This window comes from Aeromicrobium phoceense (genome assembly GCF_013868155.1).
Taxonomy (GTDB): Bacteria; Actinomycetota; Actinomycetes; order Propionibacteriales; family Nocardioidaceae; genus Aeromicrobium; species Aeromicrobium phoceense.
Genome location: NZ_JACEOG010000002.1, coordinates 335,611 through 355,719 on the forward strand (window position 1 = coordinate 335,611; position 20,109 = coordinate 355,719).

The 20,109-nt window shown below is 71.6% G+C and carries 22 protein-coding genes; 15 read left to right on the top strand and 7 right to left on the bottom strand.

Translation table 11 applies throughout. The features are described 5' to 3' along the window. The first annotated feature begins 1 nt into the window (after position 1). Genes nadB through H1W00_RS14960 form a run of 3 tightly spaced genes read left to right on the top strand, consistent with a single transcriptional unit; the run spans position 2 to position 3,457 of the window. Complete coding sequence (gene nadB / locus H1W00_RS14950; RefSeq protein WP_181756608.1) at positions 2-1,516, top strand: L-aspartate oxidase; 1,515 nt, start codon at positions 2-4, stop codon at positions 1,514-1,516. Further along, complete coding sequence (gene nadC / locus H1W00_RS14955) at positions 1,509-2,345, top strand: carboxylating nicotinate-nucleotide diphosphorylase (protein ID WP_181756609.1); 837 nt, start codon at positions 1,509-1,511, stop codon at positions 2,343-2,345. Before nadB ends, nadC begins: the two co-directional genes overlap by 8 nt. Next, positions 2,342-3,457, top strand: a complete 1,116-nt coding sequence (locus H1W00_RS14960; protein ID WP_181756610.1) for an aminotransferase class V-fold PLP-dependent enzyme — start codon at positions 2,342-2,344, stop codon at positions 3,455-3,457. Before nadC ends, H1W00_RS14960 begins: the two co-directional genes overlap by 4 nt. A gap of 16 nt (positions 3,458-3,473) precedes the next feature. On the opposite strand, the gene H1W00_RS14965 is transcribed toward H1W00_RS14960, so the two are convergent. From H1W00_RS14965 to H1W00_RS14975, 3 genes are read right to left on the bottom strand one after another with little or no spacing between them, the layout of a single operon-like run. Then, on the bottom strand, positions 3,474-4,064 hold the full coding sequence (locus tag H1W00_RS14965; protein ID WP_181756611.1) for a hypothetical protein: 591 nt from the start codon (positions 4,062-4,064) through the stop codon (positions 3,474-3,476). A 2-nt stretch (positions 4,065-4,066) separates the two neighbouring features. Beyond that, complete coding sequence (locus H1W00_RS14970; protein WP_181756612.1) at positions 4,067-6,055, bottom strand: DUF6571 family protein; 1,989 nt, start codon at positions 6,053-6,055, stop codon at positions 4,067-4,069. Positions 6,056-6,064: 9 nt separating this feature from the next. Further along, positions 6,065-6,409, bottom strand: a complete 345-nt coding sequence (locus H1W00_RS14975; RefSeq protein WP_181756613.1) for a hypothetical protein — start codon at positions 6,407-6,409, stop codon at positions 6,065-6,067. Positions 6,410-6,612: 203 nt separating this feature from the next. On the opposite strand from H1W00_RS14975, the gene H1W00_RS14980 reads away from it, so the two are divergent. From H1W00_RS14980 to H1W00_RS14990, 3 genes are all read left to right on the top strand, one after another. After that, complete coding sequence (locus H1W00_RS14980; RefSeq protein WP_181756614.1) at positions 6,613-6,918, top strand: WXG100 family type VII secretion target; 306 nt, start codon at positions 6,613-6,615, stop codon at positions 6,916-6,918. Positions 6,919-6,981: 63 nt separating this feature from the next. Continuing rightward, positions 6,982-7,557, top strand: a complete 576-nt coding sequence (locus H1W00_RS14985) for a DUF6318 family protein (protein ID WP_181756615.1) — start codon at positions 6,982-6,984, stop codon at positions 7,555-7,557. Continuing rightward, positions 7,527-8,486 carry a hypothetical protein gene (locus H1W00_RS14990; RefSeq protein ID WP_181756616.1) on the top strand — a complete coding sequence of 320 codons (960 nt, stop codon included), beginning with the start codon at positions 7,527-7,529 and terminating at the stop codon, positions 8,484-8,486. The genes H1W00_RS14985 and H1W00_RS14990 overlap by 31 nt, the downstream gene beginning before the upstream one ends. A gap of 27 nt (positions 8,487-8,513) precedes the next feature. Here H1W00_RS14990 and H1W00_RS14995 read toward each other — a convergent pair whose 3' ends face one another. Then, entirely contained in the window at positions 8,514-8,750 is a 237-nt protein-coding gene (locus tag H1W00_RS14995) for an Lrp/AsnC ligand binding domain-containing protein (RefSeq protein ID WP_181756617.1), read from the bottom strand. Positions 8,751-8,831: 81 nt separating this feature from the next. Here H1W00_RS14995 and H1W00_RS15000 point away from each other — a divergent pair, with 81 nt between their 5' ends. Continuing rightward, positions 8,832-9,776, top strand: coding sequence for a thiamine-phosphate kinase (locus H1W00_RS15000; RefSeq protein WP_181756618.1), 945 nt, complete (start codon positions 8,832-8,834; stop codon positions 9,774-9,776). Between the two features lie 30 nt (positions 9,777-9,806). Here the strand turns inward: H1W00_RS15000 and H1W00_RS15005 are convergent, their stop codons facing one another. Together H1W00_RS15005 and rpmB are read right to left on the bottom strand one after the other, a co-directional pair. Continuing rightward, positions 9,807-11,216, bottom strand: coding sequence for an amidase (locus H1W00_RS15005; RefSeq protein ID WP_181756619.1), 1,410 nt, complete (start codon positions 11,214-11,216; stop codon positions 9,807-9,809). Positions 11,217-11,327: 111 nt separating this feature from the next. Continuing rightward, complete coding sequence (rpmB, locus tag H1W00_RS16660) at positions 11,328-11,513, bottom strand: 50S ribosomal protein L28 (protein WP_078701430.1); 186 nt, start codon at positions 11,511-11,513, stop codon at positions 11,328-11,330. 109 nt (positions 11,514-11,622) lie between these two features. Here rpmB and H1W00_RS15015 point away from each other — a divergent pair, with 109 nt between their 5' ends. From H1W00_RS15015 to coaD, 4 genes are read left to right on the top strand one after another with little or no spacing between them, the layout of a single operon-like run. Beyond that, entirely contained in the window at positions 11,623-13,218 is a 1,596-nt protein-coding gene (locus H1W00_RS15015; RefSeq protein WP_181756620.1) for a DAK2 domain-containing protein, read from the top strand. Further along, positions 13,215-15,392 (top strand): ATP-dependent DNA helicase RecG, encoded by a 2,178-nt coding sequence (locus H1W00_RS15020; protein ID WP_181756621.1) that lies wholly within the window; start codon positions 13,215-13,217, stop codon positions 15,390-15,392. The genes H1W00_RS15015 and H1W00_RS15020 overlap by 4 nt, the downstream gene beginning before the upstream one ends. Positions 15,393-15,426: 34 nt before the next feature. Further along, positions 15,427-15,966 (top strand): 16S rRNA (guanine(966)-N(2))-methyltransferase RsmD, encoded by a 540-nt coding sequence (rsmD, locus tag H1W00_RS15025; protein WP_181756622.1) that lies wholly within the window; start codon positions 15,427-15,429, stop codon positions 15,964-15,966. A gap of 1 nt (position 15,967) precedes the next feature. Further along, complete coding sequence (gene coaD, locus H1W00_RS15030; protein ID WP_181756623.1) at positions 15,968-16,444, top strand: pantetheine-phosphate adenylyltransferase; 477 nt, start codon at positions 15,968-15,970, stop codon at positions 16,442-16,444. Positions 16,445-16,456: 12 nt separating this feature from the next. Here the strand turns inward: coaD and dinB are convergent, their stop codons facing one another. Continuing rightward, entirely contained in the window at positions 16,457-17,647 is a 1,191-nt protein-coding gene (gene dinB, locus H1W00_RS15035) for a DNA polymerase IV (protein ID WP_181756624.1), read from the bottom strand. A gap of 173 nt (positions 17,648-17,820) precedes the next feature. On the opposite strand from dinB, the gene H1W00_RS15040 reads away from it, so the two are divergent. Genes H1W00_RS15040 through mutM form a run of 4 tightly spaced genes read left to right on the top strand, consistent with a single transcriptional unit; the run spans position 17,821 to position 20,098 of the window. Continuing rightward, the gene (locus tag H1W00_RS15040; protein ID WP_286929072.1) at positions 17,821-18,339 is read left to right on the top strand and encodes a YceD family protein; all 519 of its coding nucleotides are present in this window, start codon (positions 17,821-17,823) and stop codon (positions 18,337-18,339) included. A gap of 2 nt (positions 18,340-18,341) precedes the next feature. Beyond that, positions 18,342-18,527 carry a 50S ribosomal protein L32 gene (rpmF, locus tag H1W00_RS15045; protein WP_181756625.1) on the top strand — a complete coding sequence of 62 codons (186 nt, stop codon included), beginning with the start codon at positions 18,342-18,344 and terminating at the stop codon, positions 18,525-18,527. Continuing rightward, positions 18,505-19,269 (top strand): ribonuclease III, encoded by a 765-nt coding sequence (gene rnc, locus H1W00_RS15050; protein WP_338072921.1) that lies wholly within the window; start codon positions 18,505-18,507, stop codon positions 19,267-19,269. The genes rpmF and rnc overlap by 23 nt, the downstream gene beginning before the upstream one ends. Continuing rightward, on the top strand, positions 19,253-20,098 hold the full coding sequence (gene mutM, locus H1W00_RS15055; RefSeq protein WP_181756626.1) for a bifunctional DNA-formamidopyrimidine glycosylase/DNA-(apurinic or apyrimidinic site) lyase: 846 nt from the start codon (positions 19,253-19,255) through the stop codon (positions 20,096-20,098). The genes rnc and mutM overlap by 17 nt, the downstream gene beginning before the upstream one ends. Positions 20,099-20,109 lie beyond the last annotated feature (11 nt).

Sequence of the window (20,109 nt, forward strand, 5' to 3'; positions counted from 1 at the left end):
CATGACGCACGTCGTCGTCGTGGGCAGCGGCGTCGCGGGACTGACCACGGCGCTCGAGCTCGTCTCCCGTTCGGGCGTCGAGGTGACGCTCGTGGCCAAGGCCCGGCTCGACCAGTCCAACACCGCCGTCGCCCAGGGCGGCGTGGCGGTGGTGACCTCGGCCGAGGACACCCTCGCGTCGCACGTGGCCGACACGCTCGTCGCCGGAGCCGGCCTGTGCGAGGAGGACGCGGTGGAGGTGCTGTGCGCCGACGGGCCCTCCGCGGTGGCCGCGCTCATCCGGCGCGGTGTGCCGTTCGACCGCGCCGGTGGGAAGCTGGCCCTCGGGCTGGAGGCCGCGCACTCCCACGAGCGGATCCTGCACTCCGGCGGCGACGCCACCGGTGCGGCGATCGCCTCCGCCCTCATCGCCCGGCTCGCCGACTCGCCGGTCGCCGTCCGAGAGAACACCACGGTCGTCGACGTCGTGGTCGAGTCGGACCGGGCCACCGGCGTGCGCCTCCTCGGCGGCGAGGTCCTGTCCGCCGACGCCGTGGTCCTGGCCACCGGAGGCGCGGGACAGCTGTTCCCGTGCACCACCAACCCCGCCGTCGCGACCGCCGACGGTGTCGCCATCGCGCTCCGGGCGGGTGCCGTCGTCGCCGACCTCGAGTTCCACCAGTTCCACCCCACGTCGCTGGCCACCCCGGGCAACCACCTGGTGTCCGAGGCGGTGCGCGGCGAGGGCGCGGTCCTCGTCGACGCCGCGGGCCACCGGCTCATGACCGACGTGCACCCCGACGCCGAGCTGGCACCGCGCGACGTGGTGGCCCGGGGGATCGCCGAGCAGATGCAGCGTCAGCGCGGGGCCCCGGTTCGTCTCGACGCCACGCGGCTGGGCGCCCGGTTCCTGGCCGAGCGCTTCCCGACGATCGACGCCGTCGTGCGGTCGCAGGGCCTCGACTGGTCGCGCGACCCGATCGAGGTCACGCCCGCGGCGCACTACGTTATGGGCGGCGTGCGCACCGACGTCTGGGGCCGCACCAGCGTCCCCGGCCTGTATGCCGTGGGCGAGGTCGCGTGCAGCGGACTGCACGGCGCCAACCGGCTGGCGTCGAACTCGCTGCTCGAGGGCGCCGTCTACGGCAGTCGCGTGAGCGAGGCGATCCTCGGACGCGCCGAGGCGCTGGCGGACTTCGACAGTGACTGGGCCGAGCCGATCGCGCTCGATGTCGAACCGGGTGACGAGGCGTTCGGCCGCACCGACCTGCAGCAGCTCATGTGGGACTCCGCGGGCCTGTCGCGCGACCGTGCCGGTCTCGAGGACGCGGCCGCGGTGCTGGCCGCCTGGGCGCCGCCGGCACCGATCGACGCCAAGTCCGCAGAGGACGCGAACCTGTGGTGGGTGGCCCGGGCGGTGGTCGCCAGCGCCCTGGCCCGCGAGGAGTCGCGCGGCGGGCACTTCCGCCGCGACTTCCCCGAGACGCACCCCGTTGAGGCGCGCCACTCCACGCTCGTGGCGGTGCGCCATGCTTGAGCGCCGCCAGATCCTGCGCGTCGTCGAGGCCGCCCTCGACGAGGACGCCCCGCACGGCGACCTCACCTCCGAGGTCTTCGTCCCGCGCGATGCCACCGCCACCGCCGACCTCGTGGCCCGCGAGCCGGGCGTCTTCGCCGGCGGGGAGGTCGTCGAGGTCGCGATGACCGCCCTCGACCCCCGGGTCGAGGTCACGCTCCACCTCCGGGACGGTGCCCGCTTCGCCGCCGGCGACCGCCTCGCCACGGTGCGCGGCAACGCGCGCGCCGTGCTGCGCGGCGAGCGCATTGCGCTGAACCTCGTGCAGCGGATGTGTGGCATCGCCACGCTCACCGCCGCCTATGTGGAGACTGCGGGACCCGGAGTGCGGGTGGTCGACACCCGCAAGACCACGCCGGGCCTGCGCGCGCTCGAGCGCCACGCCGTGCGGTGCGGCGGCGGCCACAACCACCGCTTCAGCCTGTCGGACGCCGTCATGGCCAAGGACAACCACCTGGCGCTCGTCGACGACGTCACGGCCGCCATCCGCGCGGCCCGTGAGAAGCTGCCGCACACCACCCACCTCGAGGTCGAGGTCGACCGGATCGACCAGATCGAGCCGGTGCTGGCCGGGGGAGTGGACACGATCATGCTCGACAACTTCGCGCTCGACGACCTGCGCGCCGGGGTGGAGCTGGTGGCGGGTCGGGCTCTCGTCGAGGCCTCGGGCGGTGTCGACCTCAGCACGATCGCGGAGATCGCGAAGACGGGCGTCGACGTAATCAGCGTCGGGGCGCTGACGCATTCGGTCAGCAACCTCGATCTCGGCCTGGACGTGCGGCTCTCGTGATCTACCTCGACCACGCCGCCACGTCGCCGGTGCGCCGCGAGGTGCTGGAGGCGATGTGGCCGTTCCTGACCCGCGATTTCGGCAACCCGGCCAGTCACCACGAGGTCGGGGCCACCGCGCGCCGGGCTCTCGACGACGCGCGCCGTCGCGTGGCCTCGGTGCTCGGGGCCCGGTCCGGTGAGGTCACGTTCTGCAGCGGCGGCACGGAGTCCGACAACTCGGCCATCAAGGGCATCGCCCTGGCCGACCCGCGCGGACGTCACGTCGTGGTCAGCGCCGTGGAGCACCCGGCAGTGCTCGAGTCCGCCGCCTGGCTCGGCCGGCTCGGTTTCGAGGTCACGCAGTTGCCCGTGGACGCCGACGGGCTCGTCGATCCGGATCAACTCGGCGCGGCCCTGCGCGACGACACCACCCTCGTGAGCATCCAGTACGCGAACAACGAGGTGGGCACCGTCCAGCCCATCGCCGCACTGGCGGCCGTCGCCGCCGAGCGGGGCGTCCCGTTCCACACCGACGCGGTGCAGGCGGCCGGCTGGCTCGACCTCGACGCACGTGCCCTCGGCGTCACCGCCCTGAGCCTCAGCGGGCACAAGCTCGGCACGCCCAAGGGCGTCGGGGTGCTGTGGGTCGACCGGCGCCAGGCGTGGGAGCCGCTCGTGCACGGCGGTGCGCAGCAGGACGGCCGGCGCTCCGGGACCGAGGACGTCGCCGCCGCCGTCGGCATCGCCACCGCGCTCGAGCTCGGCCACGGCGATCCGGTGGAGGTCGCCGCGCGACGGGATCGCTTCGTCGCGCTGGTGGAGGAGCTCGTCCCGGGCGCGGAGCTCACCGGCCACCGCGAGCACCGCCTGCCCGGTCACGCGTCGTTCGTCCTCACCCAGTCACCCCGTAGCGGCGAGTCGATCCTGGTCGATCTCGACGCGCGGGGAATCGTCACCTCGAGCGGCTCGGCGTGTGCCGCCGGCAGCGACGAGCCCAGCCACGTGCTCACGGCGATGGGCCACGACCGCGAGACCGCCCAGACCGCGGTGCGCTTCACGTTCGACGCCTCGGTGGACGACGACGCGCTTCACACCGCAGCCGAGGAGTTCGCCCAGGTGGCGAAGGCCTGACTGAGTCCTGCCTGACTCAGCCCTGGGCGCGCTGCACGGCCTGCGGCAGCAGCTCGGCCGCCGTGACCGACGGCTCGCCCTCACCGACGTGGTCGACGGTGACCACGACGGCCGTGTCGTCGTCGGCCGGGGCGTAGACGCGCTCGGTGGTCTGCGGGCCCTCGGACGTGTCCTGGACCGTGCGGAACCCGATGGCGCCGTGCGGCAGGCCCTCGATGCGCTCGAAGCTCCCGCTCGGGATCTCCGCGGTCAGGCACTCGGTGATGGCCGTGTCGACCTGGTCGATCGTGCGATCGATCGTGGTCTGGTTCTGCGCGGGTCCCTGCAGCGACGACCTGACCTGGTCGCCGTCGGCGAGGACGTAGAGGGCGCTGACGTCGTCGGAGTCGGTGATGGTGAGGTTGTACTCGCCCTCCATCGCCGCGCAGTTGGTCTTCGTGAGCACCGACCGGTCGTCGGTGGAGACCTTCTCGACCTCCGGCAGGTCCTCGCGCTGGAGCAGCGTGGCAGGCACGTCGTCGCGGTCGGTGCCGCCCTCGGGCTCCTCGTCGGCGCAGCCCGCCAGGAGGGCGGCGGCCGCGACGGCGCCGATCAGCAGTCGTCGCACCGTCACTCGCCCGCCGGCCCGTAGTACTCGAGGAACTCGTCCCGGTAGGGGCCCTCGAGGTCGTTGTTCGACGCGTAGGAGCTGACGCCCGACATCGCGGACTGGGCGTAGCTGGACATCTCGTCGGCCGGGATGTCGCCGGCGTTGATGAGCCGCCCGTTCTCGAAGAAGCTGTCGGGCACCTCGTCGCGGGGGATGACCCCGGACTCGACCAGCGCGAGGTAGGCCTGGATCTTGACCCGGTTCGTGCCGGCCGCGGCACGGTCGTTGGCGTTGTCCGTGGCAGCCGCGCCCTCGGAGGTGAAGGCGTCGCCGCCGGCGTCCTTGCCCAGGTCGACCGCCTGGCTGTAGCCGAAGTCGATCAGCTTGCTGCCCCAGTCGCCGACGACGTCGGCCCCGGGCAGCGGGACCATGCCCGCGGCGTCGCCGACGAGGTCGATGAACGCCTGGCGCTGGGCGTCGCGGCTCTCGGCGCCCTCGATCTCGACCTGGCCCACGGAGTACTCGGCGAAGCCCTGCAGAGCGGCCGAGCGCTGGAGCACGTCGCGCAGCTGCATGCGCAGGTCGGGATCGTCGGGGTTGGCCTCGAGCGCCGCGGCGATGTTGTTGACCTGGGTCTGCTGGTAGGCGCCCGTGCCCTCGGCGATGCTCTGCATGCCGTCGGGCGTGCCCATCGCCACCTGCATGAGCGAGTCGAGGTCGTCGCTGAACAGGATCGGGTAGTGCTCGAACGTGCCCAGGTTGTCGATCGTGAGGCTCTTGGAGCCGCCGTCGCCGTCCTCGTTCGGGAAGCGCAGCGCGGTGTCGACCGCCGGCATGTAGAACTTCAGCAGGTCGGCGATGTGCGGCGACGCGGCCTTGGCGTCCTCGGGGTTGAAGCCGTCGCTGTTCGCCACCTGGTCGAGGAAGCGCGAGACCAGGCCCGTGGTGGCCTCGGGATCGCTCGTGAGGTTGGCCTCGGAGGTGCCGATGCCCTCGACGGCGTGCGAGATGCCGCCGTAGCCGTCGGCCTTCCACTCGCGGTCGTTGAAGTAGTAGGTCTGGCGGTTCCAGCCGTCCTCGGTGGGCTCGGTGAAGAAGGTCAGGCCGGCCTCGGGGTTCTCCCCGAAGTTGTGCATGATCGCGGCCATCGGGTCGTCGTACCAGCCGTCGTACTCGTCCTTCGTCGGCAGCGGACCGTGACCGTTGTGGTTGTACCAGTCCTGCGCGGTGAGCGGGCCGTCCTGCGCCATGCGCTCGAACCCGTCGAGCGTGCGCGCCGCACCGAGCAGGAAGTCGTCGTCGTAGGTGGTGTCCTGCATGAGGTACGTGAGGATGTTGGCGCCGTTCATCCCCATGCCGAACTCCTCGGAGAAGGCCTGCTGCTCCTCGTCGGTGAGCAGGGGAGCGCAGCTGTACCGCACGATCTCCTCGCCGAACGACTCGGCGGGGAAGCCGGGCGCGTTGGAGGCGGTGGACAGGCCGGTGCGGAACTCCTCGGCCAGCGAGGTGTACTTCTCGGGGTCGGCGACGCCGCCATAGCCCATCGCCGAGGAGATGTTCGCCATGAAGCCGACGGTGCCGTCGGGCCCGAGCTCGGTGAACATCGCCGCCATGACGTCGGGATCCTCGTTCCACGTCTCCAGCAGGCCGGCGATGTGGTCGAGGTCCTCCTCCTCGGAGTTGGCATCGATGTCGGCAGCCGCCGAGGCGAGCTCCTGGCCGAGCATCTCCTTGACGCTGGAGAGCGTGTCGCTGGTGACCGAGTAGGTGGCCGAGCCGGTGCCCTCGCGGTCGAGCAGGATCGCCAGGTCACGCCGGGTGGTGAGGTCCTCGAGGTGGTCGTCGAGCCAACGGGTCTTCTTGCCCAGGGAGCTGTCCGACAGGCTCGGCAGGCCGATGGGTGAGGCGGATCGCGCGACGGCGGCCTGCGACTGGACCTCCGTGGAGAGGTCCTGCATCGCGGTGATCGCCGCGCCGATCTCGTCGATCTTGATCGTGACGGTGGTCATGAGGGCCTCTCAGTACATGCTCTGCATGCGCCACTGGCGGGGCCAGTTGTTGCCGCGCCAGTCGTTCTCGGGCACCTTGTCGGGCTCGGAGCCGATGCGGGCCTGGATCGTGGAGACGGCGTCGTCGAAGGCCTCGGGGATGCCGGTGCACTGCTCCTTGAGCTCGGCGATCCAGGAGTCGGCCTCGGTGCAGACCCAGCCGCCGTTGGCGAGCGGGTTCGCGATCGCGTCGAGCGGTGACCCGTAACCGGAGTAGACGTTGTTCCCGCACGTCGTCACGGTCGTCTTCGCCGACTGCAGCGTGTTGCGGAACAGGTTCGGCTCGGTCTTGTCCTCGGTGTCTTCAGGTGTCATCGTTTCCCCCGGCGATGGTTGCTTCGGCGTGGCCCAGCGTAGCGCCGATCGCCGACGCCGTCAGCCCGACGTGGTCACAACGGGCTATGGCCAATGGTCGGGTAGGGCTGCCATCGGGCGAACTGTCCGATACGCTCGTGGCCAGCATCCTGGTCCCTGCGTTCGAATAAATCGGGGGACGAACTCACGAAGGAGACAAACCCATGGTGCAAGCTCGGATCGAAGATCTCTACGCGCTGTACAACACGCTCAACAAGTCGATGCAGGAAACGGACACGATGATCACCAACGTGGACTCGTCCCTGAACCAGGCGAATGAGGAGTGGCAGTCCACCGGCGCCAAGGAGTTCAACGAGGCCTGGATCCAGTTCAAGCAGGCGCTGACGCAGCTGTGCCAGGCGTTCTCGAACGCCGGAACCGACGTCGCCTTCCAGCACAACAAGTTCGCCGAGGGCGCGAAGGAAGCCGATCAGCACCCCGTGCTGACGCCCCTTCAGTCGCCTCGCTGACCTGACCTCGACGCCCGGCTCCCTCGTGGGGCCGGGCGTCTCGGTTCGTGCCGAAGGAGTTCCATGCGCCAGACCCTCGCCGGTGCTGCCCTCGTGCTGACGCTCGGCCTGACCGCCGCGTGCGGCAGTGACGACAGCGACCCCGCGGACCCGAAGCCCAGTGCCTCGGCCACGACCTCCGCGCCCACCACGGAGGCGGCGTGGTCCGCCGACGTCAAGCCGCAGCGACCCGCGGACGAGCAGTCCGAGGCCGGCGCGCTGGCGTTCGCCGAGTTCGCCGCCGACACGGTCTTCTACATGATGGCCACCTCGGACGTGCCCGCCCTGACCGAGATCGCCGAGCTCGGCGCCTGCGAGACCTGCCGTGAGTGGGCCGACAACCACGACAACGGCAAGATCAACAAGCAGTCGATCCTGTCGGGCCCGGTCACCTACGAGTTGGCCGAGAAGCCCGTGATCAACGACGATGTCTTCTACCAGGTGAAACTGGCCATGGACGTGCCGGCGGGCAAGTCCGTGGTCACCACCGACGGCGAGAAGAAGACGACGAGAATCGACGCGGCCAAGGCACTGCCCTTCACGGCCGATCTTCAGTGGAAGGACGACCAATGGGTGCTGCTGCGCTACCAGCTGGGCTGACCTCGTTCGCGCGCCGCGTCGGTGCGCTCCTGTCCGCCACGGTCCTGCTCGCAGGCCTGGTGGCAGCGCTCCAACTGTCCACCGCTGCGCCCGCGGCGGCCGACGACTGCCCCGGTGGATGGGGCGGTGAGGCCGGCTCCGGCGGCGTCGACGTCTGCGGCTCCGAGGGCGGCGAGCAGGGCAACCCGGGCAATGGGGGAGGCGGCGGTGGTGGCGCCATCAGCGTGCCCGTGCCGTGGACGCAGCGCGTCTACGTTCCCTACTGCAGCATCAACTCCGTGACCGCCACCGGTCGGGGCGTGGATGACTACGAGACGATCGCCGACGTCGCGTGCACGGGCTTCTCCTCAGGGTGCCCCGAAGGAGATTTCCGGTACTGGGCCTTCGAACGCCGGATGGGCGCCGACAACCTCGCCATCGACGAGCAGTTCTCCCGAGGGGGCGTCGCCTGTCGCGGCTCGGACGACCCCGACGAGAGCCAGCCCCCGACGATCACCACCGAGGACATCATGGAACGAGCCCTGGCTCTCGCGCCGACGCCCACGTTCGTGATCGAGCCGGCCGAGCGGTCCTACGTCAACATCCCGACGAACTTCGCCGCGGAGGCGCAGGCCACCGCCGTCACGGTCGACATCCTCGGCCTCCAGATCCCGGTGGAGTTCACCCCGGGCACGGTGTCCTGGTCGTTCGGCGACGGTCGCTCGGGCAGCGGTGTCGGCATCGAGGGCGCCTCGGTCGGCCAGTCTGGCGCGGTCGAGCACGCGTACGCCCGTTCGGGTGCGTTCGACGTGTCCGTGTCGGTCGCGTACGACGTTCGCATCACGACGCCCGCCGGCACGATCGACCTACCGGCCCCGATCGACCGAACCTCGGCCCCGCAGAACCTCGAGGTCGGCGAGATCCAGTCGGTCGTCACCGAGGTCGACTGACCCTCGCGGACTCAGGTCCGCGAGGGATCAGATCCGCACGACGGGGCAGGTCAGCGTGCGGGTGATGCCCGGCACGCGCTGGATCTGCGAGACCACCAAGGTGCCGAGCTCGTCGACCGAGGGGCCCTCGGCCCGCACGATGACGTCGTAGGGACCGGTGACGTCCTCCGACAGCGCGACCCCCTCGATCTGGGCGATCGCGGCGGCGACGTCGGCGGCCTTGCCGACCTCGGTCTGAACGAGGATGTAGGCGTGAACGGCCATCGGGGAACCTGCTTTCTTTCGGCCCGGGACACGCTATCGCAGTCGCCTCGGTCCGACGCGGTCGGCTGAGACAATGACCCTGTGAGCGAGCAGACGATTGCGGAACTGGGCGAGTTCGGGCTGATCGACCTCGTCAGGGGGCGACTCGGCACCAGCGACTACGTGCTGGTGGGTCCGGGGGACGACGCCGCGCACATCGCCACGGCGGACGGCACCTACGTGACGGCGACCGACATCCTCGTCGAGGGCCGCCACTTCCGCCGCGACTGGTCCACCGCCGCCGACATCGGGCGCAAGGCCGTCGCCGCGAACCTCTCCGACATCAACGCCATGGGCGGCGTGGCCACGGCCCTGCTGGTCGCCTTCGCGGCACCGGGCGACCTGCCCGTCTCCTGGGTCGCCGACCTCGTCAAGGGGATGGTCGAGGAGTGCGACAAGGTCGGCGCCAAGATCGTCGGCGGCGACATGTCGGCCGCTGAGCAGGTGATCCTGTCGATCACGGCCCTCGGCGATGCCGAGCGTCCCGTCACCCGTGCGGGCGCGAAGCCCGGCGATCAGGTCGCCTACGCCGGCACCCTCGGGCTCGCCTCGGCCGGGTACGGCGCGCTGAGCCGCGGCTTCCGGTCGCCCAAGGCGGCCGTCGACGAGCACCGCGCACCCCACCCGCCGTACGCGGCGGGTCCCGCGGCCGCCGCCGCCGGTGCGACCTCGATGATCGACATCAGCGACGGGCTGCTGGCCGACCTCGGCCACGTGGCGCGCGCGAGCAAGGTCGCCATCGACCTCGACCCCGACGCCTTCACGATCCTCGACGCCGTGCAGACGGTGGCGGGAGCGCTCGGCGGCGTCGACCCGCTCACGTTCGTGCTGACGGGCGGCGACGACTACGCGCTGGCCGCCACCTTCGCGGCCGGGGCGACCCTGCCCGACGGCTGGACGAAGATCGGCACGGTCGGCGCAGGGGAGGGCGTCACCGTGGCCGGCGCCCCGTACGAGGGCGGCACCGGCCACAAGCACTGGACCTGAGTGCTTGAAGCCGAGGGGTGACCTGAGGCGTCAGTCCTGGATCCGTGCGAACGGCGACGCCGCCTCCAGCTCGAAGGCGAGCTCGAGCAGCGTGCGCTCGTCGCCGTGGTCGGCCGAGAAGTGCAGGCCCAGCGGCAGGTCGTTCGAGGTACGACCCAACGGCAGGCTGATCGCCGGGCCGCCCGAGGCGTTGTTGAGCGGTGTGTACGCCACGTAGGTGCGCAGGCGGTCGAACGCCTCCGTGAACTCGACGCCCGGGTCGAGCCAGCCCAGCTCGGGCGTGGTGTGTCCGAGCGTGGGGCTCAGGACGACGTCCCAGTCCGCGAAGATCTCGCTGTACGACCGCGCCGACCGCTTGAGCGCCCTGATCGCGCCCGGGGTGCGCCAGAAGCTGCGGAGGAATGCCTGGGCCAGGCCACGGGTGAACGGATCGACCTTGCTGCGGTCGAAGTCGCGGGAGACGACGAATCGGCCGGCGTAGTCCAGGGAGAAGGCGATCGTGCGCCAGTACTGGACGAAGTGGCGCTCGAAGGCCGCGTCCACGGGGATCGGCATCTCGACGACCACGTGCCCCAGGGAGGCGACGAGCTCGGCGACACGGCGGAGCTCGCGCGTGCTGTCGGCGTCGAGCGGCACACCGTTGAGCGTCTCGGTCACGAGGCCGACCCGAAGCCGGCGCGCCGAGGGACCCTCGACCAGGCCGACCCGCGGAAGGCGGGGGACCGGGCGGTACCTCTCGGCGGCGGCCAGGAACACGGCGGTGTCGCGCACGCTGCGCGTGAGGACGCCGTTCGCCACGATGTCGAGCGGGGCGTCCTTCATCTCCTTGGCCGGGGCCAGGCGGTTGCGCGTGGTCTTGAGGCCCACGAGGCCGCACGCCGCGGCGGGGATCCGGATGGAGCCGCCGCCGTCGTTGCCGTGGGCGATCGGCACGGCGCCCGCGGCGACGAGGGCCGCCGAGCCACCCGACGAGGCGCCGGAGGAGTAGGCCGGGTTCCACGGGTTGCGGGTCGGCTCACGGTCGACGAACTCGGTGGAGGCGGTCAGCCCGAAGGCCGGGAGGGTGGTGGCGCCGAGGACGGTGACGCCGGTGGAGAGGAACTGCTCGGTGAACTCCTCGTGCGACTCCGCCGGCTCGGGCGGCACCGCCGCGGAGCCCTGCTGGGTGGGCAGGCCCTTGTAGTCGGTGTTGTTCTTGATGAGGCTCGGCACGCCGGCGAGGGGCCCTCCGTCGCCGGAGACGTCCTCGGCGCGGATCGTGGCCCGGGCCCGGTCGTCGTGGCTGATCCCGTTGAGGACCGGATTCACCCGGTCGATGCGGGCGAGGGCGGCCTCGAGGACCTCGGTGCGGCTGGCTTCGCCCGAGGCGATGAGCTGGGCCACGGCGACGGCGTCGTGATCGGCGAGGACGTCGTCGGTGAAGGCGTGGATTCGGGTCACTCCGCGAGGATAGACCGACGCGGGGTGCGGCGCCGACGATGCGCGAGGGCCGGGCAGAAACGAACAACGGCGGCCCGAGGGCCGCCGTTGTTCACGAAAGATCTGAGCGTCTCAGCGCGAGACCTTGCCGGCCTTCAGGCAACCGGTGCAGACGTTGAGCCGCTTCGGGGTGCCCTCGACGACGGCGCGGACGCGCTGGATGTTCGGATCGAAACGACGCTTGGTGCGTCGGTGCGAGTGGGACACGTTGTGGCCGAAGCCCGGTCCCTTGCCGCACACATCGCAGACGGCTGCCACGGCGACCACTCCTGAACTCGTTCGGGGGAAAAATACAACCTCTCGAGCATACCTGACGCGACACGACCAGCGCGAATCGAGTCCGGCGTCGGCCCGATAGTCTCGACCCATGGCCCTGCGTATCGACACCGAGCGCTTCGACGCGTGGGCCCGGCTGTGCACCGAGATGCTGGCCGTCGCGCGGGACGAGATCGACGCCATGAACGTCTTCCCGGTCCCCGACAGCGACACCGGCACGAACGCCTACTTCACCTTCGTCTCCGGGGTCGAGGCCATCGACGCGCTGCCGGCCGAGCGGTCGTCGGTCGACGTCATGCGCGCCTTCGCCGAGGGCCTGCTGATCGGGGCGAGGGGCAACTGCGGCACGATCCTGGCCGAGCTGGTGCTCGGCAGCCTGCGCGTCCTGCGCGAGTGCCTCGACGGACTCAGCTCCCACGACATCGCCGACGCGCCCGAGGCCGCCTCCACCGCCGCCTACGCCGCGGTGGGCCGCCCGCAGGAGGGCACGATCCTCACGGTGGCGGCGTCGGCGGCGCGAGCGGCGCGCGCGGCCGCGTCCACGGAGGACGACCCCCGACGCGTGCTCGACGTGGCCGCCGGGGCGGCTCGCGAGGCGCTCGCGCTCACGCCCACGCAGTTCGAGAGACTCGCGCGGGCGGGGGTCGTCGACGCCGGCGGTCGCGCGCTCGTGGTCGTGCTCGACTCCGTCGCCTTCGCGCTCACCGGCCGCGCGCCCACACCGCGGTCCGCCACCGTCCCGGTGCCGATCGCTGAGCCCGGGTCCGACCTCGGCGAGGACGGGCCCTCGTACGAGGTGATGTACCTGCTGCGCACCGCCGACGACCGGATCCCCGGACTCCGCGACGCGCTCGAGCCGCTCGGTGACTCGCTGGTCGTGATCGGCGGCGAGGGGCTGTGGAACGTGCACGTGCACGTCGACGACGTGGGCGCGGCGATCGAGGCCGGCATCGCGGCCGGCTCGCCGTTCCGCATCTCCGTCACGCACTTCGCCGAGCAGATCGCCCGTCCCGTCGCGCCGGCGGGCGGCCGCGTGATCATCAGCGCGGTCACCGGTCCCGGCCTGGCCGAGCTCACCGAGCGGGCGGGCGGCACCGCGCTGCACTTCTCGCCCGGCTCGTCCCTTACGGTCGCCCAGGTCGCGGGCGCCATCGCCGACAGCGGCGCCGACGAGGTGATCCTCCTGCCCAACCGCGCCGGTCACATCGCGATGTTCGAGGCGGCCGCATCCGCGGCACGTGACGCCCGCGCCCGGGTCGCCGTGCTGCCCACCACCGTGCAGGTCCAGGCGCTCACCGCCCTCGCGGTCCACGATCCGGGCCGTCCCTTCGACGTGGTGGTCGTGGCGATGTCGAACGCCGCGGGCGCCACGCGGCACGGCGCCGTCACGATCGCCGTCGAGGACGGCATCACGATGGCGGGCCCGTGCTCGGCCGGTGACGTGCTCGGCGTGGTCAACGGCGACTTCGCGATCATCGGGTCCTCGGAGGTGGACGTCGCGTTCGAGGTGCTGCAGCGCCTCGATCTCGCGACCGCCGAGATGGTCACCCTCGTCACCGGACGCGACTGCGACCCCGCCACGAGCGAGCGGATCGCCGCGCGGGTCCAGCAGGAGGCGCCGCACGTCGACGTCGAGACGATCGACGGCGACCAGGGCACCTACCCGCTCTTCCTGGCGGTGGAATGACCGCGATCGACTTCGACACCCGCCTGTCCAAGGTGGTGGGGGACTCGGCCAAGAAGCTGGAGAAGGCGTTCGGCCACCGCACAGTCGGCGACCTGCTGCGCCACTTTCCGCGCCGGTACATCGACCTGGAGCACCCGGACTCGTTCAACGAGCTCGAGGAGGGCCAGGTCGTCGCGTTCGTCGCCACGGTGCTGGACGTCAAGAAGCTCTCGTTCCGCAGCAACCCGCGCAAGTTCCGCGTCGTGGTGACCCTGTCGGACGGGCGGGCCACGATGGAGGCGGTGTTCTTCAACCAGTACGTCGTCTCCAAGACGCCCGTCGGCAGCCAGCAGCTGCTGTCGGGCGAGGTCTCGGTCTACCAGGGACGGCTGCAGCTGGCGTCGCCCCACATGCGCGAGCTGCCCGAGGGCAAGACCCTCGCCGACCTCGGTCGCGGCGGCGGCGCGCTGCCGATCTATCCCCCGGGCGGGGGGCTCACCACGTGGGACGTCGAGCGAGCCGGCCCGGTGGCGCTCGACGTCGTCGACGTCTTCCCCCAGCCGATCCCCGAGCAGGTCCGCAGCGAGCGCGGCCTGCTCGACGCCCCCACGGCCTACGAGTACATCCACCGCCCGCGCAAGCGCGCCGACTGGGTGTTCGCCCAGACCCGGCTGCGCTTCGAGGAGGCCTTCGAGGTCCAGGCGGTCTTCGCGCGCCGCCGCACCGACTCGCAGCAGCGGCGTGCCCTCGCGCGGCCCGGTCGCGGCGACGGGATCCGGGTGGCGTTCGAGCAGCGACTGCCGTTCCAGCTCACGGCGGGCCAGGCGCAGGTGGCGGGCGAGATCGACCAGGACCTGGCCGACACGCACCCGATGCACCGGCTCCTGCAGGGTGAGGTCGGCTCGGGCAAGACGATCGTCGCCCTGCTCGCCATGCTCCAGGTCGTCGACTCCGGGGGACAGGCCGCGCTGCTGGCGCCCACCGAGGTGCTGGCCACCCAGCACCACCGCAGCATCGAGCGGATGCTCGGCGACCTCGCGAAGGGCGGCATGCTCGGCGGCGCCGACGAGGCGACGCGCGTGCGCCTGCTCACCGGCTCGATGGGGGCGAAGGCCCGTCAGCAGGCACTGCTCGACATCGTGTCGGGCGAGGCCGGGATCGTCGTGGGCACCCACGCGCTGCTGGAGGAGACGGTGAAGTTCGCCGACCTCGGGCTCGTGGTGATCGACGAGCAGCACCGCTTCGGCGTCGAGCAGCGCTCGGCGCTGTCCGACCGGGCGGCCGCGGCCGACGGCGTGAGCCCCCACGTCCTCGTCATGACCGCCACGCCCATCCCGCGCACGATCGCGATGACCGTGTTCGGCGACCTCGAGGTCTCCACGCTGCGCGAGCTGCCCGCGGGCCGCCAGCCGATCCAGAGCAACGTCGTGCCCGTGGCGGAGCAGCCCACGTGGCTCGAGCGCGCGTGGCAGCGGGTGCACGAGGAGGTCGCGCGCGGGCGCCAGGCCTACGTCGTGGTGTCGCGGATCGGCGAGGCCGTCGCGGAGGACGACGTCGAGCCGCCCGAGGACGACGACGAGGAGCAGAAGCGGCCCACGGTCGGCCTCGTCGGGCTGGCGGAGGCGCTCGAGCAGGGGCCCCTCGCCGGCCTGCGGGTCGGCCGCCTGCACGGGCGCATGGCCGCCGACGAGAAGGACGCGGTGATGTCGGCCTTCGCCGCGGGCGACGTCGACGTCCTCGTCGCCACGACCGTGGTCGAGGTGGGCGTCGACGTCCCCAACGCCACGATGATGATCGTGATGGACGCCGACCGCTTCGGCGTCTCGCAGCTGCACCAGCTGCGTGGCCGGGTGGGCCGTGGCTCCGAGCCGGGGCTGTGCCTGCTGGTCACGGGGTCGCCCGCCGGCACCCCGGCCCGCGAGCGCCTCGCCGCCGTGGCCGCCAGCACCGACGGCTTCGAGCTCTCGAAGCTCGACGTCGAGCTCCGTCGCGAGGGCGACGTGCTGGGTGCGCGTCAGTCCGGTGTCCGGTCGAGCCTGCGGCTGCTGTCGGTCGTGCGCGACGAACAGGTCATCGCCGACGCGCGCGACGCCGCCGTGGCCGCGCTGGCGTCGGGCGACGTGCCGCCCGACCTCGAGGCGTCGATCCGCCGGCTCGAGGAGTCCGAGCGCGCTGACTACCTGGAGCGGGCATGAGCGGGCTCCAGCGACGGATCGGTGGGTTGGTGGCATGACGCGGATCATCGCCGGGCGGTGGGGAGGCCGCCGCATCACGACGCCCCCGGGCGACGGCACCCGCCCCACCTCCGACCGCGTGCGCGAGTCGGTGTTCGCCTCCCTGAACTCGCTGCTGGGCGGCTTCGACGGACTCCGGGTCCTCGACCTGTTCGCCGGCTCGGGGGCGCTCGGGCTCGAGTGCGTCTCGCGCGGGGCCGCGCACGCCGACCTCGTCGAGTCCGACGCGCGCGCCGCGCGCACGATCCAGCGCAACGTCACCGAGCTGGGCGCGTCGGCGCGCGTGCACCGCGTCACGGCCCAGCGCTACGTGGCTGCGAACAGCGGCCCGTGGGACCTCGTGTTCCTCGATCCTCCGTACGCCGTGCCCACCGAGGAGGTGGCGTCGATCGTCGCCGCGCTGCGCCCCTCCCTGGTGGAGGACGCCGTCGTGGTGGTCGAGCGCTCGAGCCGCGACGAGTTCACGTGGCCCGAGGGGTTCGACGCGCTGCGGGACAAGTCCTACGGCGAGACGCGCCTTTGGTACGGTCACTGACATGACGCGCGTGGTGTGCCCCGGCTCCTTCGACCCCATCACGAACGGCCATCTCGACATCATCGAGCGAGCCTCGTTCCTGTTCGACGAGGTCGTCGTGGTCGTGCTGGTGAACGAGAGCAAGGCGGGGCTCTTCCCGATCGAGCGCCGCATCGAGCTGATCGCGGAGGCGACCTCCGAGCTGGAGAACGTCACGCTCGACTCCTACGCCGGACTGCTCGTCGACTACTGCGCGCAGAACGACGTCCAGGCCATCGTCAAGGGCCTGCGCGCCGTCTCGGACTTCGACTACGAGCTCCAGATGGCCCAGATGAACGGGAACCTGACGGGGATCGACACGGTCTTCATCCCCACCTCGCCGGACTACACGTTCATCGCGTCGAGCCTGGTCAAGGAGGTCGCTCGCCACGGCGGCGACGTCAACGGCCTCGTGCCCAAGCACGTGATGAACGCCCTCGACGCGGCCTTCGGGCACTGACCCCCTGACCCGTCACTGCACGGGCGACCGAGGCTCCCAGCCGCGCCCGAGGTGACTCCCTCTCCGGACGGCGGCGTTCCCGAACCGCGCGGCGACGCGATCGAGGGTCTGGTCGAGCACGGGATCGGCCTCGTCGTCGAGCGGCAGCACGAGCTGGGCACCGTGGTCGTCGAGCCCCGACAGCGCGACGCCCACCAGCGTGATGCCGTCCCGCTCGATGTCGGCACGGCGCGACGTCAGCAGGGCGCGGGCGACCTCGGAGATCACCGAGGTGCTCTCGGTGGGCCGGGGGAGCGTGCGCGACGACGTGGAGCGACGGAAGTCACCGAACCGCAAGCGAATCGTGACTGTCGCGGCGGTCCGGCCCGCCCGGCGCATGCGGCGCCCGACCTTGTCGCACAGCGCGAGCAGCGCGAGGTCGGCCTCGGCGAAGGAGGCGCGGCCCAGCGCGTGCTGCGCTCCGATCGACCGGCGTGAGGGGCCGGGCTCGACCCGGCGGGCGTCGTGCCCGTTCGCGAGCGCGTGAAGGTGGTGACCCGCGGCGCGTCCGACGATCGCGGACAGCTCGCCGGGGGTCAGCCGCGCGACGTCCGCCACCGTGCGCAGGCGGGCGGCGTGCAGCTTCGCCGCGGTGATGTCGCCCACGCCCCACAGCCGCTCGACGGGCAGTGCGTGCAGGAACTCCAGCTCGCCGTCGACCGGTACGACGAGCAGCCCGTCGGGCTTGGCGAGCGTGCTGGCGACCTTGGCGAGGTAGGGAGTGCGGGCGAGGCCCACGGAGATCGGCAGACCCGTCTCGTCCTGCACCCGGCGCCGCAGCTCGCGCGCGATCGGCAGGGCGGGGCCGCGTAGCCGGCGCAGCCCGGAGACGTCGAGGAACGCCTCGTCGATCGACAGCCCGCGGACGAGGGGAGTGGTGTCGCGGAAGATCGCGAAGACGGCCTTGCTGGCCGCGACGTACGCGTCGAATCGCGGCGGCACGACCACCGCCTCGGGGCACAGCCGCAGCGCCTGGCGGCCGCCCATGGCCGTGCGCACGCCCCGCGCCCGGGCCTCGTAGGAGCCCGACAGGACGACCCCACCGCCGACGATCACCGGGCGCCCGCGCAGGGACGGGTCGTCGCGCTGCTCCACCGACGCGTAGAACGCGTCGAGGTCGGCGTGGAGGATCGACCCGAACCGGTCGTCGTCCTTGGCCTCCATGGGGCCAGCGTCCCACCCGGGACCGACGCTTCCGGTGTCGCTTCTCCCGGCCGGTCCGCCATGATGAGGAGGTGACCGACACCGATTCGCCTCCCCGAGGCGCGGCGAGGTAGGATTGACGCTGGCCCGTTTGCTGGCCGTGGTTCTTCGGTGCACTCGATGAGGGGTTTGACGTGGCTTCCCGACCGTTCGTGTTCGACACCCAGGTGTTGGGACGTCGACCCGGTACGGAGAAGTCGTACGATCTCGTCCTCGAGGCACCTGCGGACCTCGGTCTTCCGGTCTTCGGTGTTCCCGAGGGCTCGCCCATCGGTCTGGAGCTTCGGCTCGAGGCAGTGATGGACGGTGTTCTCGCCACCGGAACCGCCTCGGTCCACGCCGTCGGCGAGTGTGTGCGCTGCTTGAGGGACGTCGAAGAGGACTTCGACTGCGACTTCCAGGAGCTCTACCTCTACGAGGACGCGGGCGAGGACGAACTGGCCCTCGAGGACGAGTACCTTGACCTCGAGCCCGTCCTGCGGGACGCGGTGGTGCTCGCACTGCCGCACAACCCGTTGTGTGATCCGGACTGTCCGGGACTGTGCCCCGAGTGTGGGGCCCGGCTCGCGGACGATCCCGACCACACACACGGTGACGCGATCGACCCGAGATGGTCGGCGCTGACCCACCTGACCGAACGACCTGAGGAGTAACCGTGGCCGTCCCGAAGCGGAAGATGTCGCGCAGCAACACCCGGCACCGCCGTTCTGCGTGGAAGACGACGGCTGTCGCCACCGTCGACTGCGCGAACCCGGCATGCAACGGCAGGGTGATTTCCCACCGTGCCTGCGCCGAGTGCGGCCAGTACGGCGCGCGCGGTGAGCGTCGTCAGGTCCTCTGACCTGCACGACGTGCCCGAGCTCGCGGCACTGAGTGAGACGCTCGGGGTCCCTGATCTGGACCCCGAGCTCCTCACGCATGCCCTGACTCACCGGTCGTACTCCTACGAGAACGGCCAGATCCCGAACAACGAGCGCCTGGAGTTCCTCGGCGACTCGGTGCTCGGCCTCGTGGTCACCGAGACCCTGTTCCGTGGCCACCCCGACCTGCCCGAGGGCCAGCTGGCGAAGCTGCGCGCGGCGGTCGTCAGCGCGAAGGCCCTGGCGGAGGTCGCGCGCACCCTCGGCCTCGGCGACCACCTGCGTCTCGGTCGTGGCGAGGAGGCCTCGGGCGGCCGGAACAAGCCCTCGATCCTCTCCGACGCCATGGAGGCCGTGCTCGGCGCGGTCTTCGTCGAGTTCGGCATCGAGCGCGCCGCCGACGTCATCCACGCGATCTTCGACCCGGTGATCGCCGACGCCGCCCAGATGGGTGCCGGCCTCGACTGGAAGACCTCGCTGCAGGAGATCTCGGCGCTGCACGGACTCGGCGTGCCCGCCTACGTCCTCGAGGGCACCGGCCCCGATCACGACAAGACGTTCACCGCCTCCGTCGTGCTGGGCGCCGAGCGCTTCGACGGCGGCACCGGCCGATCCAAGAAGGACGCCGAGCAGATGGTCGCCGAGATCGCGTGGCGTGCCATCAGCGAGCGTGCCGCCGCGGCCGCCCCAGCCCCGAGCCCCGACGGTGCCCGAGCTTCCTGAGGTCGAGGTCGTCCGGCGCGGCCTGGACGACCACGTGGTCGGGCGCACGATCACCGCGGTGGAGGTGCTCGACTCGCGTTCGGTGCGCCGGCACGGCCCCGGCCCCCCCGACTTCGTCGCCCGCCTCGTCTCCCGCCGGGTCGAGTCGGCCCACCGCCGCGGCAAGTACCTGTGGCTGGCGCTCGACGACGGCTCCAGCATCCTGACCCACCTCGGGATGAGCGGTCAGGCCCTCATCTCCGATCCCGACGCCCCGCCGCCGCGTCACCTGCGCATCACCTTCGACCTGGACGACGGACGTCAGCTGCGCTTCGCCGACCAGCGGATCTTCGGGGGCATGTCGGTCAGCGAGACCGATCCGCCCACCGAGATCGCCCACATCGCGCTCGACCCGCTGGATCCCGCGTTCGACGACGCGGCGTTCGTCGCCCGCCTGCGCCGCCGCCAGACCGGCGTGAAGCGCGCCCTGCTCGACCAGGGCCTGGTCTCTGGGGTGGGCAACATCTACGCCGACGAGGCGCTGTGGCGCACCCGCCTGCACTACGCGCGCAACACGAAGGGGCTGCGGATCGCCGAGGCCACCGAGCTCATCGGGCACGTGCGCGACGTGATGACGCTGGCGCTCGAGCAGGGCGGCACGTCGTTCGACGCGCTGTACGTGAACGTCAACGGGCAGAGCGGCTACTTCGACCGCTCGCTGAACGCCTACGGCCAGGAGGGCCGGCCCTGCGACCGCTGCGGCGACCTCATCGTGCGTGAGCCGTTCATGAACCGCTCGTCCTACCTGTGCCCCACGTGCCAGCCGCGGCCTCGCAACGGTCGCTGGTGAGCCCCGGGATG